The sequence below is a fragment of the uncultured Dysgonomonas sp. genome (assembly GCF_900079725.1).
Taxonomy (GTDB): domain Bacteria; phylum Bacteroidota; class Bacteroidia; order Bacteroidales; family Dysgonomonadaceae; genus Dysgonomonas.
The window spans coordinates 1,250,540-1,267,180 of the sequence record NZ_LT599032.1; the positions used below are offsets into that span (position 1 = coordinate 1,250,540).

The window sequence follows — 16,641 nt, forward strand, 5'->3', positions numbered from 1 at the left end:
ACTTTTATATATTTTCTTTAATTTATTTTCAAATCCTTAATTATCAGAGAATCATCTTGCGCCAATTTATATATCCAAAAATAGAAACAATGAAGAAGATGAAAAACAATATACCTGACATAACATCTTGTTGAATGAACAACAATATACTTGATACTGCGTTAGCCGGTATTACGAGCAACCACTGCTCGGCCCACTTACGGGAGATCATCCACAATGCAACAATATTAAGCGATGTGGTAATGGCGTCACCGATAGTAATAAAAGACGGATTGTGACTAAATTGTATGAGAATAAAATAAATCAACAGCGAGATAATAACGACACCTAAAATAATAGGAACAATAAATCGTCTCCCTACATGGGTAATAATCTCCGCTCCCGAATCTTTATCCCTGTTATGCATAATCCATACTATCCAGCCGTAGACAGAAGCCAAAAAGAAATAGATATAAATCCCCATACTGGCATACAAGCCCGTCTTATAGAATATATAGATATAGAATGCCGCCATAACGATACTTGCAGCCCACATCCATACATTTGCCTTGTATTCCAAATACAGGAAAACCAGCCCTATAATTGCGCCGGTTATGCTTACCCAGTTATTTTCTATAAAAGAAAGAATTATATCCATCGTTATTTTCTAAAATTAGCGGAGCATCTCGGTATGGCTATGAGATACTCCGCCGTTATTATTACATTTCTATCAGAAACGATATCTTATTTTCCCCAGCAGGTTCGCTCCTGCCTGAGGATATAATCCACGGTCAACCGATTCGCTTCCATCTTTGAAACGGGCAGTATATACCCATGCATTCGCACTATATTTGATACTTGCCAGATTATTGATGAAAAACTGAAAGTCAAATTTACCAATTTTAGGGGCATCCAGTGTATATGAAGCCACCATATCGGTTACAAAATAATCTGACAAACGATTATCGACATTCGAAGTGTTATCATAATACATACGACCAACATACTTATTGATAAAAGACAGCGTAAAATCTTCTTTCTCGAATGGTTTGAATGTAACGCCGAGGCTACCTACCGTATTCGGAGAGAATGAAATATCGGTTGATTTATGGAATTCCGAAACTTGTCCTACCTGATTCCAGTCATTCTGATTATCATACAGATCGTAATAAACCGTATAGTTCTTTATCTTATTACGACTCAATGTCAGGTTCCCATCCAGACGCAACCATTCGGTAGGGGTATAAGCCAATGACAGTTCTATTCCTGTACGGTAGCTGTCAGGTACATTTTCCTGCAACTTATAACCGATATCATTCAATTTTCCGGTTTGTACCAACTGGTCTTTATAGTCCATGTAATAGAAATTGGCACTGAACGAAACTATTGAATTAGCATACTTATAACCTAACTCATAATCATATAACCTTTCGGGAGCAATACTTCGCGAACCTCCGCCTTTCAGTGATTCTTTCAGGTCAGCCCGTAATGGTTCCCTATTCGAAATGCCGAATGATCCGTAAACCTCATTATAGTTACTGAACCGGAATGAAAGACCTCCTTTCGGATTTATAAAGTTATAATAATTCTTATTGGTCAAATCCATCAGATCATCATCCAGCCCATTCATGCGGTAATCAATATATCTTTCCTGCACCTCAGCAAATAGCGACAGGTTATCTACCGGGCGATATTCCATTTTAAGAAAGGCGTTCATATCCTGTTTTACGGCTGTATTGCGATTCCATTTATATCCTTCAGGGATATTCTCATTATGCTTCACCCACAGAAGTTTACCGTAATGTGATCCATCATAATAGCTGTACATGGCTCCGGCTGTAATGCCGAACTTCCCCGTTTTATAGTCCAGATTGAAACCACCTACATAGAAATCGTTTTGCATCAGCTTACGTAATATAAGATCCGAACTCTCATATGTTGTCCCGCCTACAATTTGTTTTCCTAGCCCGTAATCTGCAAAAGCCTCATCCACTTTATAATTTTCGTAATAGCCGTAACCATTATTATAACTCAGGTTTACATTCAGAGTCAGCCTGTTTGTCAGATAACGGGTATAAATCAACTGCCCTATATTAGAGTAATAATTATCCGTTTCGTTATCATAATATTGGGTTCTTCCATTATCATCTTTATATTTTCCCGCAGGATTGTAGCGCCTGTTAACTTTTAGTGTATCAGGGCTTATACCTTCCCATGTAATACCCGTATGCTGAATACCATTCATGTAAATAAGACGAATCAGTTGTTTATCGGAATAGTGTGACAATGCCGCATATATATTCTTATGGTCTACCTTTCCGTTGCGGATATATCCGTCACTCTTGATATACGAATAGCGGGCATCGAGCGACAGTCCGCTTTTCATGATACCTGTTCCCGCTGCGCCTGTCAGCAATAAAGTATTGTATTGCCCATAGGCAGATGACAGGTCGGCATAGGCTTTATTGCCCTTTCCTCCGGCTGTCTGCATAGAGATACTGGCTCCAAAAGAGGCCGTACCGTTTGTCGATGTGCCCACTCCCCGCTGCACCTGCATGCTTTGCAATGAGTTAGACAAGTCCGGTAGATTAACCCAATACACCTCCTGACTTTCCGGATTATTTAGCGGCATACCGTTCAATGTCACATTTATACGGCTTGCATCCGTACCTCTGATACGAAGCGCCGTATTTCCTACGGCCGTTCCGCCTTCGGTATATGAAATTACCGATGGAAGGGATTGCAATATAAAAGGAATATTCTTTGCGGCATTGTCCTTTTTAATTTCCACTTCTCCCAAATCAGAATACGAGATAGGTGCTCCCCAGCTTACCCGGGTGGCAGATACGACAACCTCCTCCAGTTTTATGAGTTTAAGGCTATCCGCCTGTTGTTGTGAATAAACAGCTCCTGCTCCAGTTGTTATAAAAGCAGCAAAAGCTAAAAATACCTTTTTCATTTACATACAAAATTTCTATAAGCATAAGACAAATGATTATTGTTTTATACTTTGACGTTAAACAAAAAAGGGGTTTGATAAGATGATTTCCCGGAATTTAAGAATATGCACGTGCGCAATAGCATCTTCTTTCCCTACGCCGGCATTACCCGGATCAGGTTTAATGGGTGTGATCTCAGCCTGTAATTTTAAGGCACCCCTAAGATTTCGAAGCAAAGATAATTAAACCATTTTAATAAATAAGTGTTTACCTATTATAAAATTTTTCTATAACTAGGATTTCCAATGTTACAAAAGGGGATTTTCCTAGTCATATATAATATTAATAAATTTAATTTACCTTTGTAACATAAAACTTAAAAAACATGAAGAAGAATATTTTTATTGCGATTCTATTTTCTATTGTAACGTTAGTTTCTTTCTCGTCATGTGAAAGCGACGATGACTATATAGTTAGAAGCGGATTGTACTGCGATTTTTTAGCAACCTCAAATAATAAAGGTTTTTTTAGCAGTAATGGTGGAGGAAGTTATTCTTTCCGTGATCTACCTGATTTAGGCTATGGCGATATTATAGGTATGGAATACAGAGGTACCTCCCTTACAATTACAGGAGATATACGAGAAGGAGATGTTATCCGGGATTTATATATTAGTGTTCAGGGTGTTGGAGAATTTCTTTACGCCTCTGATATAAAAGTATATGAAGACTTCGAAAAGATTATATTCAATACTTCTAACGATCCCGAATTCTATAATTTCATGAATGACGCCATGTACAAGTTTTACAGAGACGGACGGATTAATATTGTTGTAGACGGATATGTCACAAACCGTCAGGGAACAAGTATCTCGAATGTAGAGATGGAAATATATCTGGATAGCTCACTTGATGTTACTATTCGAAGATAATCTAACATGTCCGGTTTCATTCAATCTGACTATCTCTCCGAAATACAACAAATAGATAGCTCCGACCTATCATTAAGAAATAAATATATCCGTCTGAAACGGATACTTGAGAGAGGCTGCAAAGATATCACCGCCGGTGAATCTTTGCAGTTTCCCTCTTTATTTTCACGCCTTGTCTTTATCGGGCAAAAATATGAACTGCCAAAATCATTGGAATGGCAGTTGCAGAATATACGCATAAAAGCATCCTACCTACTGCGAAACGATAAGAATCTGGTATCTCCCGACCAGTATCAGCAAGCAAAGGAAGGTCTGGAAAATTTCCTTTTATATATAGAAGGCGAAAAACAGGATTTCAACTATGTAGAAGATACTGTGTTCGATTATGAGCCTGTGTCTCACGATTTATCGAATAGAATACGTGTACAGGTATTGGAAATAGATGCCGAAAACGAACTTCTTATCTGTCAGTCCGAAAGCCTTATCGGAGAAAGCTTAAAAGTGAGATACAATGTCTCTCCCATCAATAATATATTCAATGAAACCATTGAACGCCTTTGGATTGGGGCACAACTCAACCTCATTGACGTAAAAGCAGACGATGCGGGAGTCTACATTCCTAAAATGTTTGTACTCGAACCCGATTACCTGATAGATGCTTCGGCAATGGCTGAGTGTTTTCAATCATACGGTAGCTCGTACCTTCATTACTTTCGCCGTAAGTTCGAGCCCAATGCAAACACACATTACATACTATTGGGTAATCTTGCCAACTTCTTTCTCGATGAACTCATTTATGCCGAAGATGCCGATAATCTAGCATTCGAAGAAGTATTTATGAAATCATTCCGTTCCATGCCTTTCGAATACGCAGCGTGTAAAGAAATAAGTGATAACGGTGCTTTCAAAGAATTTATGGCGAAAGCCCGAAGCCAGTTCGAAAACATAAAGCGTGTAGTGTTGAATGATATGCCTGCAAACGGATTCGATGCGTCATCCTGTACGCTTGAGCCATCTTTCTTTTGTGAAAAATACGGTTTTCAGGGTCGGCTCGATTTACTCCAGCTATCAAATGACGAAACGGGTATAGATCGTATAATTGAACTGAAATCGGGTAAACCACCCTATCCTCGTGAAGATGTGACCAAGATAGCACCTAATCATGAGACACAGACCGCTATCTATCGCCTGATGATACAAAGTGTATTCGGCAAGGATGCACGACATATATATCCGACCATCCTTTATTCCTCGGCCGAGAATTCAGGAGAAAATATACGCTTTTCCGCAATTTACCAACAACTGGAAAAAGATATTATAAACGTACGGAATCTCATTGTAGCTACCGAGCATGATTTATATATCGGCGGTGCAGAATATGTAGAGAAAATGTTCCGAAATCTCTTTAATCTGGATAATTACGGTCGCGTACCCCAGTTCTTTATAGACAAGTTGGCAGAGTTAGAAAAGGTAATAGATAAGGCAACTCCACTAGAGAGGGCATATTTTTATCGTTACATCAACTTTATTACCAGAGAGCTATATCTTCAAAAGACTGGAGACGAAGGTTATAATACATCCATGAGTGTATCCGCCTTATGGAATACTTCTTTTGAAGAACGGCAAGACTCTTTAGAGCTCATTGCCAATCTTGAAATAGAAGATATTGACGACTCGGGCCGGGATATGATTATCCGCTTCAGGAGAGATAAAGATGATTGTGTCAATTTCCGTGAAGGAGAAATATGTATTCTTTACCCCCGCCAAAAAAGTGGGGAGTCGGTATTGACAAACCAGATATTAAAAGGTACTGTAGTCGAGATTTCTTCATATCATGTAGTCTTGAGATTCAGATATAAACAACGAAACCGCAACTTCTTCTCCCGATACAGATACTGGGCTGTGGAACATGACAAGCTAGACCATAGTTATAATGCCATGTACAAGAGCCTGTATGCCTTTCTGTCCGCTCCTAATGACAAAAAAGAGTTATTACTTGGCTTACGGGAACCGCTCTCATCCACCCTGTATAAATTAACGACGGATGCCACAAAAGAGGCAAAACAGAAGAACATCATAGATAAAGCCTTAGCAGCCGAAGATTACTTCCTTATTGTAGGGCCTCCGGGAACAGGTAAAACATCCATCTTTGCCCGGCAACTTATAGAGCGTTTCTCTGCCGGAAAGGATACGAATATCCTCGTAATGGCATATACCAACCGTGCCGTGGATGAATTATGCGCCTCCATCTGTCAGGCATTCGGCAAAAGTGAAGACGAGTGTGACAGATATATCCGTATAGGTGCGGAACTCTCGTGCGGTGAAGGTTATCGTCATCGCCTGCTGCAAAATATCTCCCATCAGGCAGACAGTAGAAAAGAGCTGATCCAAACCATAGACCGTACCCGTATTTTTGTCGGCACTCTGGCTTCCATAACCGGAAAGCCCGAATTGTTCGACTTGAAGAAGTTTAATGTTGCTATCATAGATGAGGCATCTCAAATACTGGAGTCGCAGATTATAGGGCTTCTACCTCTGTTCGACAAGTTCATTATGATAGGAGATCATAAACAATTGTCTACAATCACTTTGCAGGATGAAAACAAGTCGAAAGTAGAAGAGTCCGTATTAAATGACATTGAATTATCCGATTGCCGCGAATCCTTATTCGAGCGGCTGTTTCATGTCTGTCAAAAACAAGGCTGGACACATGCATATGATACCTTGACCTATCACGGACGGATGCATGAAGATATTGCGTCCCTTGTCAACACCAGCTTTTATGACAATATGCTACATGTAGCTACTGACAGGCAATACCAGCCTTTAATATATCAAACATACGACAGATCGGATAAATTGCAATCATTAATTGCGACAAAACGGACTGCATTTATCCCTGTCAGGCAAACAGACAATACAAACAATTCGGATAAGCTGAACAAACAGGAAGCAGATGTTGTTATCTCTTTAATAAAAGCAATACTTGAGATTTACAGACTTAACAACATGGCTTTTGACACCCGGAAGACCATAGGCATAATAACTCCCTACCGTAATCAAATCGCGCTGATAAAGCAGAAACTGGAAGAAACTGAAATTCCTGAGTTGAATGATATTATGGTAGATACCGTAGAGCGTTATCAGGGTAGTCAGCGGGATATCATCATTCTTTCGTTTTGTTTCAACAAGCCATACCAACTGAGATTCTTTAGTAATCTGAACCGCGAGCGTACTGTAGACCGCAAACTGAATGTAGCTCTTACCCGGGCTCGCGAGCAACTATTTATGATTGGGAATGATTATATCCTGAATCAGAACCCAATCTACAGGGAGATAGTAAATAAGTCGGTTATCAATCCATGATAACTACATTTTGTCTAAAAAAGAATAAGCAATGACCAATAAAATAAAAGAATTACGGAGAATAGTCCCGGTACCGATGCATGAAGCCTTGCAGCTATTGAAAGCAAATGACGGGGATGTCGAAAAATGCGTCTATCTGTTCAAAGCCAAATCCATCAAAGAGATATGCGAACAAACAGGCTGTGACGAACAAACTGCAGCTGAATACTACGAAGCTGAAAGATTCGATATCAACAGGGCTATATCTAATATTAAAGAAGCCATCTATGATAAAAACTATCAGCCAATCGATGGAGTCACTAAAGAGAGTATCGGCAATATCTTGCAATGGCTACGGGTAGTCGAAGCCGAAGATTTCGGTATATCCCTCGATTATCAACTGCTGGATAAGGCATTGCTGACACTGAGTCTTATTCCCTCATTAAATGATATTGCAGCCAAAGTAAAAGCAGCTAAAGCAGCCAAGGATTTGATATTTGAAGGCTATACGGATGCTGACAGCCTCGAAGACTTTGTCCGTCGTCACAAAAAGTTGGATGATGATCAGGATTTTATAGAAGCGAACCGGATTATCGGCCTTGGGATTATTGTAATCAAAGAGGAACTATTAAGGCATGTACGAAACCTCAACTAAAAGTCCTTAAGTTAAAATACAAAGAGGTGCTGACTTTTACAATCAGCACCTCTTTTATTATAATAATCTTACTATTAAGCTTGCGCAAGTTCATGAGCCACAGCTTTCAACTTATCCTTCTCTTTATCCACTTCGAAGGATATAGTACTGCCTTCCTTGGCTGCACCCGAGAGTATCAGTTCGGCGATTTCGTCCTCCACATAGTTTTGGATAGCACGTTTCAACGGACGGGCACCGAATTGAACATCATAACCCTTATCGGCTAGGAAGTCTTTGGCCTCCTGAGTCAGCTCGATCGTGTAACCTAGTTCAGCCATACGTTTATAGAATCCTTTCAGTTCTATATCGATGATCTTTTCTATCGAAGACTTATCCAGCTGGTCGAATGTGATGATATCATCCACACGGTTCAGGAACTCAGGCGAGAATGTCTTGTTCAATGCTTTCTGAAGTACACTTCTCGAATACTCGCGGTTAGCGGCCGATTGCTTATTAAATCCAATACCTCCACCAAAGTCTTTCAACTGGCGTGTACCAACGTTGGAAGTCATTATCAATATCGTATTCTTAAAGTCTATCTTACGTCCCATACTATCGGTCAAATGACCTTCGTCCATCACTTGCAGCAATATGTTATATACATCCGGGTGAGCTTTCTCTATTTCGTCCAGTAACACCACAGAGTATGGTTTGCGGCGTACTTTTTCACTCAACAAACCACCTTCTTCGTATCCTACATATCCCGGAGGTGCTCCGACCAAGCGTGATACATTAAATTTTTCCATATATTCGCTCATGTCAATACGGATAAGGGCATCGGCCGAGTCGAAGAGTTGTTCGGCAATCTTCTTTGCCAGATGAGTTTTCCCTACCCCTGTAGGCCCAAGGAACATAAACGAACCTATCGGACGATTAGGATCTTTCAGTCCTATGCGGTTACGCTGTATTGCTTTCACAATCTTGTTTACAGCTTCATCCTGTCCTACTACTGCAGTTTTCAGACTGTCTTGCATTCCTACAAGTTTAACTCCTTCCGACTCCCCAATACGTTGCACAGGTACTCCCGACATCATGGAAACCACTTCAGAGACCATCTCTGCATCTACAGTTTCCGGTTTTTCTTTCAATGAAGCTTTCCATTCAGCTTCTGCCGCATCCAGCTTAGCCATCAGCTGACGTTGTGTATCGCGAAAGCTGGCTGCCAGCTCATATTTCTGAGCCTTCACTGCTTCACCTTTTTGTTCCACAACATCTTTCAGTTCCTTTTCAATATTTTCTATCTCCTTAGGAACATGTATGTTTGCGATATGCATACGTGAACCAGCTTCGTCCAGGGCATCAATAGCCTTATCCGGGAAGTTACGGTCTGTAATATATCTGTCAGTCAATTTCACACAAGCTGCGAGCGCATCTTCCGTATATTTCACATTGTGATGCTCTTCGTACCGCTCTTTGATATTATGCAGTATCTGCAATGTTTCTTCAGCAGTAGTAGGATCTACCATTACTTTCTGGAAACGGCGCTCGAGCGCTCCGTCTTTCTCTATATTCTTGCGATACTCGTCAAGCGTAGTTGCACCGATACATTGTATCTCGCCACGGGCCAAAGCCGGTTTCAGCATATTGGCAGCATCCAGTGATCCGGTTGCCCCTCCTGCTCCAACGATAGTGTGTATCTCATCGATAAATAATATAATGTTCGGATTCTTCGACAATTCGTTAAGTATTGCTTTGATACGTTCTTCGAACTGTCCACGGTATTTAGTACCGGCAACCACCGAAGCCATATCAAGAGCAATTACCCGTTTGTCGAACAATACACGAGACACTTTCTTCTGAGTAATACGCAAAGCCAACCCTTCCACAATCGCAGATTTACCCACTCCGGGCTCACCTATCAGTATGGGATTGTTCTTCTTACGACGGCTCAGAATTTGCGCCAGACGTTCTATTTCTTTCTCACGGCCTACTATCGGATCCAGTCTGTTTTCCAATGCAGCCTTTGTCATGTCCATACCAAAATTATCCAGTACGGGCGTATCTGTTGCCTGACGAGGCTGTTGGGTGTTCACATTTGAGCTACCACCTACAGCTTCATCCTCATCGTCATCGTCATCTGTAAAATCGGCTCCCATACGGGGCGATTCCTTGCTGTTTTTATGTAATATATCACCCATGCTTTTGATATAGGTGAAAGCTCCGTTGTAATCCATATGATTTTCTTCCAGTAACATCGCCGTAACATTGTCGTGATCTTTCAGAATAGCAAGAAGTAAGTGTTCGGAGTCAGTTTCCTGACTTTTAGTCAAACGCGCTTCCAGTATGCTCATCTTCAAAATCTTTTCAGTGCTTTTACTTAATACGATCTCACTGTTTGGGTATGCATCCTCCTGTTGCTTTAATATGTTATTATCAATACTGTCTTTTAACTCAATTAGATCTATTCCGAAATCCTTCAATGCCTGTATGGCTAATCCTTCTCCGTTGCGGAGTATTCCAAGCATCAAATGTTCGGGCGCTAGATAATTCGTTTGCAGACGTCCGGCCTCCTCACGACTATAAGCCATGATTTTGCGAACTCTTGGTGAAAAATTATTTTCCATAACCGTCTTATTTGATGTTTTATGCAATTATGCGTATGTTACAAATATAAGATTTATTTCTAAAATGTATTTCAGATAAAATCTTAATAATCTAATTTATTATATTCAAACAAAAATGATGCCATAATGTTTACACCTGTTATACAAATCTAAACACAATATTTCAAATTGTAAAATGTTACAGTAAATATTTGACAATATGAACATTTAACTATTACAAAAATATTACAATAATGTTAAATAAATATTTTTAATTACTTTTTGTTTGATAATGTAAAAATAGTTCTATACTTTTGTAAAGTATTTTTCATGGTATTAGATTTATGGTTAGGAGTGAAGATTGGTTGTCGTGAGACAACCATTCCTATTTTATAGGGGTTTATACAGCCTGTACATCCATTTCTTTTTAGAAAAACTTTACAAAGTTGACACCTTTTACACCATTTTCCATCTTGTCATTTTTATTCTTCTTATAGAACAGGCCTCATTTCGGTCAGACCATTAAAGCTCATTCAATATCAACAAATTACCCCTGCAACAATATCCAAAAGGTAACAAAAGTTACAACTTTTATATACTTTTTCACTTGTTACCTTTTCCAAAAACTTGACAAACTTTACACTTTTCATAATATTCCTTTATCTGTCAATTTTTAAATATTGAATCTTTAAATCAAAAGCTTTCAAAGAGCTAAAAGCTATCAGCTGATAACCAATAGCCCAATATTATAGATAAAGTTTTCCATAAAAGATTCTGACATAAAAAGATTATCTTTGCTGACTATGGAAGATACTTTCAGAACAATCGTCAAAACATCCAAAGCAATATATACAGAGAAGCGAAGCAAGTTTATAGCCTACGCTATCCCTGTATTATCAGTCGATGATGCTAAAGCTGAAATAGAAAAACTACGAAAAGAATACTATGACGCGCGCCATGTATGCTGGGCATATATGTTGGGTGCCGACAGAAAAGACTTCCGGGCAAATGACGATGGAGAACCCTCAGGCACAGCAGGAAAGCCGATCCTCGGGCAAATAAACTCTAATGAGCTGACAAATATCCTTATTGCCGTAGTGCGCTATTTTGGTGGGATAAAACTAGGCACAAGCGGACTGATTGTAGCATACAGAGAAGCGGCAGCCGAAGCAATCATGGAAGCTGATATAATAGAAAAAACTGTAGATTGCCAAATCTCGTTCAGTTTTGAATACCCTTTTATGAACGATGTAATGAAAATAGTGAAAGATCTGGAACCAACCATTTTAAATCAGAGTTACGAAATGAATTGCCTGATGACCCTCGAAATACGTAAAGCTAAATTCGAAGAACTAAAAAACAGGCTTGAAAAAGTAGAGAGCCTGAAAATTACCGAATAAAATAACGGCCATCTCCTAAAAGACAGCCGCCAAACTTAAATATTTATTTAAAAATTCAAACAACTGAAAGGATTTTAAGATATATTTCAATCATACAGCTTTCAATCGTTATTATACTTACCTAGTTAATAAAAAGATCTGAGACCTTAGATTATTCCCTGAGCCATTACAGCTTTAGCAACTTTCATAAATCCGGCTACATTAGCACCTTTCACGTAGTTTACATAACCATCAGGCTCTGTACCGTATTTCACACAGTTCTCGTGAATATTAGCCATGATCCATTTCAGTTTGCTATCCACTTCTTCTTCCGACCAGCTAAGACGCTCAGAATTCTGAGTCATTTCCAGACCTGACACAGATACACCTCCGGCATTAGCAGCCTTACCCGGTGCATAAAGAATTTTCGCCTTTTGGAATACAGCAATAGCTTCCGGCGTCGATGGCATATTTGCACCCTCAGAAACAGCAACAATACCATTTGCTACAAGTTTTTGTGCATCTTCGCCACTAATCTCGTTCTGCGTTGCCGAAGGCAGTGCGATATCGCCTTCTTCGCCCCAAGGACGGGCACCTGCTACATATTTACACCCGTAAGTCTCGGCATATTCGCTGATACGTCCCCTGTAAAGCTCTTTCAACTCCTTCACATATTCCAGTTTCTCTGCCGTAATGCCATCCGGATCGTAAATATAACCACTCGAATCTGACAATGTTACAGGTATTGCACCCAGTTCTATCAGTTTTTCACAGGTATACTGCGCCACATTACCCGAACCGGACACAAGGCATCTCTTCCCACTTATATTTATATTTTTGGTTTTCAGCATTTCCAGAAGGAAATACACATTTCCATATCCTGTAGCTTCCGGACGAATCAAAGAACCTCCGAATGTAAGCCCTTTCCCCGTGAAAGTTCCTGTAAACTCACGAGCCAGCTTCTTATACATCCCGAACATATAACCTACTTCGCGACCGCCCACACCTATATCTCCGGCAGGAACATCCGTATCAGGACCTATATGACGCCACAATTCAGTCACAAAAGCCTGACAAAAGCGCATAACTTCGGCGCTCGACTTGCCTTTAGGGTTAAAATCGGAACCTCCTTTACCTCCACCCATAGGCAGTGTGGTAAGAGAATTTTTAAATGTTTGCTCAAATGCAAGGAATTTAAGTATCGAAGGATTCACTGATGCATGCAAACGGATACCACCCTTATACGGGCCAATAGCATTACTATGCTGCACGCGGTATCCCATGTTGGTATGCGTATTTCCTTTATCATCGACCCATGTTACACGAAACGAAAAAATACGGTCCGGAATACAGAGCCTCTCTATCAGGTTAGCTTTTTCAAATTCAGGATGCTTGTTGTACTCTTCTTCAATGGATTCTAATACCTCATGCACTGCCTGATGGTACTCAGGCTCGTTTGGGAATCGACGTTTTAAGTCCTCTAGTACTTGTTCTACTTTCATTTTAATTTACGGATTTTGATTTATGGATGCTACAAATATAGCAAAAAAATATCCATTTGTTAACTTTTGTTTCAAAAAAGCGATAATTTATTCATTCCAAATTAAGAATAAGTATATATTAACCATATATATTGTGACACAGATGCTTTTTAATATCGTTTTTTTCTTATTTTTGCGAATAATATAATTTAAAAAGAAATGACATATTTAATCACAGGCGGGGCCGGTTTTATCGGCTCAAATTTTGTGAAACACATGCTGGCCGTACATCCGGATGCAAAACTTATCATATTTGACGCCCTCACATACGCAGGCAACCTCGGAACATTATCAGAAGAACTGAAAGATCCCAGAGTTACTTTTGTAAAAGGGGACATTTGTGACAGAAATGCAACTGAGAAAGTTTTCTCGGAACACACTATCGACTATGTCATCAATTTTGCTGCCGAAAGTCATGTTGACAGAAGCATCGAAAATCCCCAACTATTTTTACAGGTAAATATTCTGGGTACCCAGAATTTGCTGGATACAGCTAAGAAATACTGGACTACAGGCAAGGATGAAAATAATTACCCTATTTGGCGCGAAGGCGTAAAGTACTTGCAGGTATCTACCGACGAAGTATATGGATCGTTGGGCGACGAAGGCTATTTTACTGAAACCACTCCCCTAGACCCGCGTTCACCCTACAGTGCAGGCAAAGCCGGAGGTGACCTCATTGTTCGTGCCTACGGTGAAACTTACAAAATGCCCGTGAATATAACCCGTTGTTCGAACAATTACGGACCATATCATTTCCCCGAAAAGTTGATTCCGCTTATTATACGCAATATCCTATCCGGCAAGCAACTGCCTGTCTATGGCGACGGCAGCAATGTGCGCGACTGGCTATACGTTGAAGACCATTGTAAGGCTATAGACGCAGTTCTTCACAAAGGGCGCATCGACGAAGTTTACAATGTAGGCGGACACAATGAGAAAAAGAATCTCGATATAGTAAAACTAGTAATCAAGACCATACACGACATCTTGGAAAAAGAACCCCGGTATCGTGAAGTCTTGAAGAAAAAGGATATAATTGCTGACGGAAGTATAGATATAAGCTGGATAAATGACAGCTTGATTTCATTCGTTAAAGACCGTCAGGGACATGACCACCGTTATGCGATAGACCCTACAAAAATATCGACAGAACTGGATTGGTTACCCGAAACAAACTTCGATACAGGCATTGTAAAAACAATCTACTGGTACCTAGACAACCAGACATGGGTAGAAGAGGTTACCTCAGGTGACTATATGAAGTATTACGAGCAAATGTATGGAAACCGATAATATGTAATCGTAATAAAAGATGGAACGCTTAAAAGCAATTCTGGCCGATAAAATACTGGATATATCATCCGCAAGTGGTGATGAAGTGAAGGCAAAAATAGACAAAATGCAACGTTTCCGTGACTTTGCTAATGCTTGCCAGACTCTTATGAAGAGATATCCTGCTATTGAGGACGAACTGATAAAAATGGTTGAAAACGGCGATTTTGATACCAAAGTTGCCTCATCACGTGTAGATACAATCATTCGTCTGACAGACACCGAAGCAGCACAGGCCGGCAGGATTATCATACCTCAAATACCAGAGCCTGAAAATACGGAAAACAATCCCGGTGAAATTCTGATTACAGAAGAAGATAAAACCGCAGATATACCGGAAGGAAATAAAACAGAATCTCAATATACTTCTGTAGATGACATACCTATGGAGATTGTACTGCCCGAAGAAGAACAAGTTCTTCCATCGGAAGGTATCGACGACGAAGAGTTACAATCATCTCCCGAAGAAGATACGGAAAATTATGTGCCTTTCGAGGATATAAACTCCGGAGAGGAATCTGGAGAAGCAGGCATATCATTAGAGTCCGAAGAAAATTATGTTTCGGAATTACACCCTGATTCCGAAACAGAACCGGATACCATTACCGAAGCTATCATAGAATCCGAACAGAAAGAAGTCAAAACTGAAACATATGAGGAGGAAATCGAAGACGGACTAAGTGAAGAAGAACTTGCAGCCAGACGTAAAATCATTATCAAAAGAGTTATTCAGGTGGCTGGGCTTGTTGCTATAGTGGTAGCTTTGATTTTTATTGTTAAATTTGTGATGCACCATTGGCAAACTATACTGATTATTATCGGTGTACTGGCTGTTTTAGCCATATTATTCTTCTGGTTTAAGCGAAAGCGGTAACCGGATTATGTCGAACCAATTATTCCCGAAATGGACTATTATAGGCAATTCTCGTTAAAAAATTACAACTCATTCAAGACAGAAGCATCGGCAAAGATATTTTGCCAGCCCAAAAGTGTAGAAGAACTCCGAAGATGCCTAACTGAGCATCCATACGAACAAAAACTGATTATAGGGGGCGGTTGCAACCTCTTTTTCACAAAAGACTTTGACGGGCTTGTCATCCATCCCGAGTTGAAAGGCCTTCGTGAAATATCGGACGAAGAGGAAGAAGACGAAGATATATTCATCGAAGTAAATGCCTCTGAAGACTGGGACGAATTCGTTGCCTATTGTGTAGAACGCGGTTTTGCCGGACTCGAAAACCTTTCACTGATCCCTGGTACTGTAGGTGCCGCGCCCATCCAGAATATCGGAGCATACGGAGCAGAGGTGAAGGACGTTATCCACGAAGTTGTAGCCATAAACATGGTCACAGGCGAGGCTGTATCATTCTCTAATACGGAATGCGAATTTGGATACAGAGACAGCATCTTTAAACGTACAAACAAATACCTTATTATTTCAGTTGTATTCCATCTGAAACGGACTTTTGTTTATACACCGAAATACTTTGACCTGAACAAAGAACTGGAAGATATAGAAGAACCAACTATACAAGATGTACGCAACGCTGTAATACGCGTCCGTCAACGGAAATTGCCGGACGAGAAAGTATTGCCTAATGCCGGCAGCTTTTTTAAGAATCCATATATAAGCCAGGAACAAGTAGAAAAGATAAAGACTGATTATCCCGAACTCCCGGCCTTTTTACAAAAAGATGGCTCGGTGAAGACATCTGCCGCTTTCCTTATCGATAAAGCCGGGTATAAAGGAATAAGAATCGGCAATATAGGAACTTATCCCAACCAGCCGCTTATTATCGTAAATTACGGTTCTTCGGACGGAAATGACATTTTACGTTTCATGCGTGAAATACAAAGTGCCGTAAAAGACACATTCAATATAGAACTGGAACCCGAAGTAAGAATATTTTGACGACTATCAGCTCATAGCCGTTAGCCTGTAGCCATTTGAGCAA

General features: G+C 40.1%; 11 protein-coding genes and 1 riboswitch. Of the genes, 7 read left to right on the forward strand and 4 right to left on the reverse strand.

All coding sequences use genetic code 11. The features are described 5' to 3' along the window. Nucleotides 1-43: 43 nt before the first annotated feature. On the reverse strand, nt 44-637 hold the full coding sequence (gene pnuC, locus QZL88_RS05480; protein WP_296939027.1) for a nicotinamide riboside transporter PnuC: 594 nt from the start codon (nt 635-637) through the stop codon (nt 44-46). Between the two features lie 72 nt (nt 638-709). Then, nucleotides 710-2,938 carry a TonB-dependent receptor gene (locus QZL88_RS05485; RefSeq protein WP_296939028.1) on the reverse strand — a complete coding sequence of 743 codons (2,229 nt, stop codon included), beginning with the start codon at nt 2,936-2,938 and terminating at the stop codon, nt 710-712. A 114-nt stretch (nt 2,939-3,052) separates the two neighbouring features. Then, a riboswitch (TPP riboswitch) is annotated at nt 3,053-3,149 on the reverse strand. 154 nt (nt 3,150-3,303) lie between these two features. Here QZL88_RS05485 and QZL88_RS05490 point away from each other — a divergent pair. Genes QZL88_RS05490 through QZL88_RS05500 form a run of 3 tightly spaced genes read left to right on the forward strand, consistent with a single transcriptional unit; the run spans nt 3,304 to nt 7,849 of the window. Then, nucleotides 3,304-3,849 carry a hypothetical protein gene (locus QZL88_RS05490; protein ID WP_296939029.1) on the forward strand — a complete coding sequence of 182 codons (546 nt, stop codon included), beginning with the start codon at nt 3,304-3,306 and terminating at the stop codon, nt 3,847-3,849. A 6-nt stretch (nt 3,850-3,855) separates the two neighbouring features. Next, nucleotides 3,856-7,215, forward strand: a complete 3,360-nt coding sequence (locus tag QZL88_RS05495; protein WP_296939030.1) for an AAA domain-containing protein — start codon at nt 3,856-3,858, stop codon at nt 7,213-7,215. Between the two features lie 31 nt (nt 7,216-7,246). After that, on the forward strand, nt 7,247-7,849 hold the full coding sequence (locus QZL88_RS05500; protein ID WP_296939031.1) for a hypothetical protein: 603 nt from the start codon (nt 7,247-7,249) through the stop codon (nt 7,847-7,849). A gap of 74 nt (nt 7,850-7,923) precedes the next feature. Here QZL88_RS05500 and QZL88_RS05505 read toward each other — a convergent pair whose 3' ends face one another. After that, on the reverse strand, nt 7,924-10,452 hold the full coding sequence (locus tag QZL88_RS05505) for an ATP-dependent Clp protease ATP-binding subunit (RefSeq protein WP_296939032.1): 2,529 nt from the start codon (nt 10,450-10,452) through the stop codon (nt 7,924-7,926). A 776-nt stretch (nt 10,453-11,228) separates the two neighbouring features. Between QZL88_RS05505 and QZL88_RS05510 the strand changes: the two genes are divergently transcribed. After that, nucleotides 11,229-11,831, forward strand: coding sequence for a YigZ family protein (locus QZL88_RS05510; protein ID WP_296945016.1), 603 nt, complete (start codon nt 11,229-11,231; stop codon nt 11,829-11,831). Nucleotides 11,832-11,977: 146 nt separating this feature from the next. Here QZL88_RS05510 and QZL88_RS05515 read toward each other — a convergent pair whose 3' ends face one another. Then, nucleotides 11,978-13,312 (reverse strand): NADP-specific glutamate dehydrogenase, encoded by a 1,335-nt coding sequence (locus QZL88_RS05515; protein ID WP_296939033.1) that lies wholly within the window; start codon nt 13,310-13,312, stop codon nt 11,978-11,980. 198 nt (nt 13,313-13,510) lie between these two features. On the opposite strand from QZL88_RS05515, the gene rfbB reads away from it, so the two are divergent. From rfbB to murB, 3 genes are read left to right on the forward strand one after another with little or no spacing between them, the layout of a single operon-like run. Continuing rightward, entirely contained in the window at nt 13,511-14,647 is a 1,137-nt protein-coding gene (gene rfbB / locus QZL88_RS05520) for a dTDP-glucose 4,6-dehydratase (protein WP_296939034.1), read from the forward strand. A gap of 19 nt (nt 14,648-14,666) precedes the next feature. Then, complete coding sequence (locus tag QZL88_RS05525) at nt 14,667-15,560, forward strand: phage holin family protein (protein WP_296939035.1); 894 nt, start codon at nt 14,667-14,669, stop codon at nt 15,558-15,560. Between the two features lie 30 nt (nt 15,561-15,590). Next, on the forward strand, nt 15,591-16,598 hold the full coding sequence (gene murB, locus QZL88_RS05530) for a UDP-N-acetylmuramate dehydrogenase (RefSeq protein WP_296939036.1): 1,008 nt from the start codon (nt 15,591-15,593) through the stop codon (nt 16,596-16,598). Nucleotides 16,599-16,641 lie beyond the last annotated feature (43 nt).

What these genes read in the sequence shown, in the direction of transcription:
- QZL88_RS05515 (WP_296939033.1), bottom strand. Translation starts at nt 13,312, where the DNA reads ATGAAAGTAGAACAAGTACTAGAGGACTTAAAACGTCGATTCCCAAAC.
- pnuC (WP_296939027.1), bottom strand. Translation starts at nt 637, where the DNA reads ATGGATATAATTCTTTCTTTTATAGAAAATAACTGGGTAAGCATAACC.
- rfbB (WP_296939034.1), top strand. Translation starts at nt 13,511, where the DNA reads ATGACATATTTAATCACAGGCGGGGCCGGTTTTATCGGCTCAAATTTT.
- QZL88_RS05525 (WP_296939035.1), top strand. Translation starts at nt 14,667, where the DNA reads ATGGAACGCTTAAAAGCAATTCTGGCCGATAAAATACTGGATATATCA.
- QZL88_RS05495 (WP_296939030.1), top strand. Translation starts at nt 3,856, where the DNA reads ATGTCCGGTTTCATTCAATCTGACTATCTCTCCGAAATACAACAAATA.
- QZL88_RS05500 (WP_296939031.1), top strand. Translation starts at nt 7,247, where the DNA reads ATGACCAATAAAATAAAAGAATTACGGAGAATAGTCCCGGTACCGATG.
- QZL88_RS05505 (WP_296939032.1), bottom strand. Translation starts at nt 10,452, where the DNA reads ATGGAAAATAATTTTTCACCAAGAGTTCGCAAAATCATGGCTTATAGT.
- QZL88_RS05485 (WP_296939028.1), bottom strand. Translation starts at nt 2,938, where the DNA reads ATGAAAAAGGTATTTTTAGCTTTTGCTGCTTTTATAACAACTGGAGCA.
- murB (WP_296939036.1), top strand. Translation starts at nt 15,591, where the DNA reads ATGGACTATTATAGGCAATTCTCGTTAAAAAATTACAACTCATTCAAG.
- QZL88_RS05490 (WP_296939029.1), top strand. Translation starts at nt 3,304, where the DNA reads ATGAAGAAGAATATTTTTATTGCGATTCTATTTTCTATTGTAACGTTA.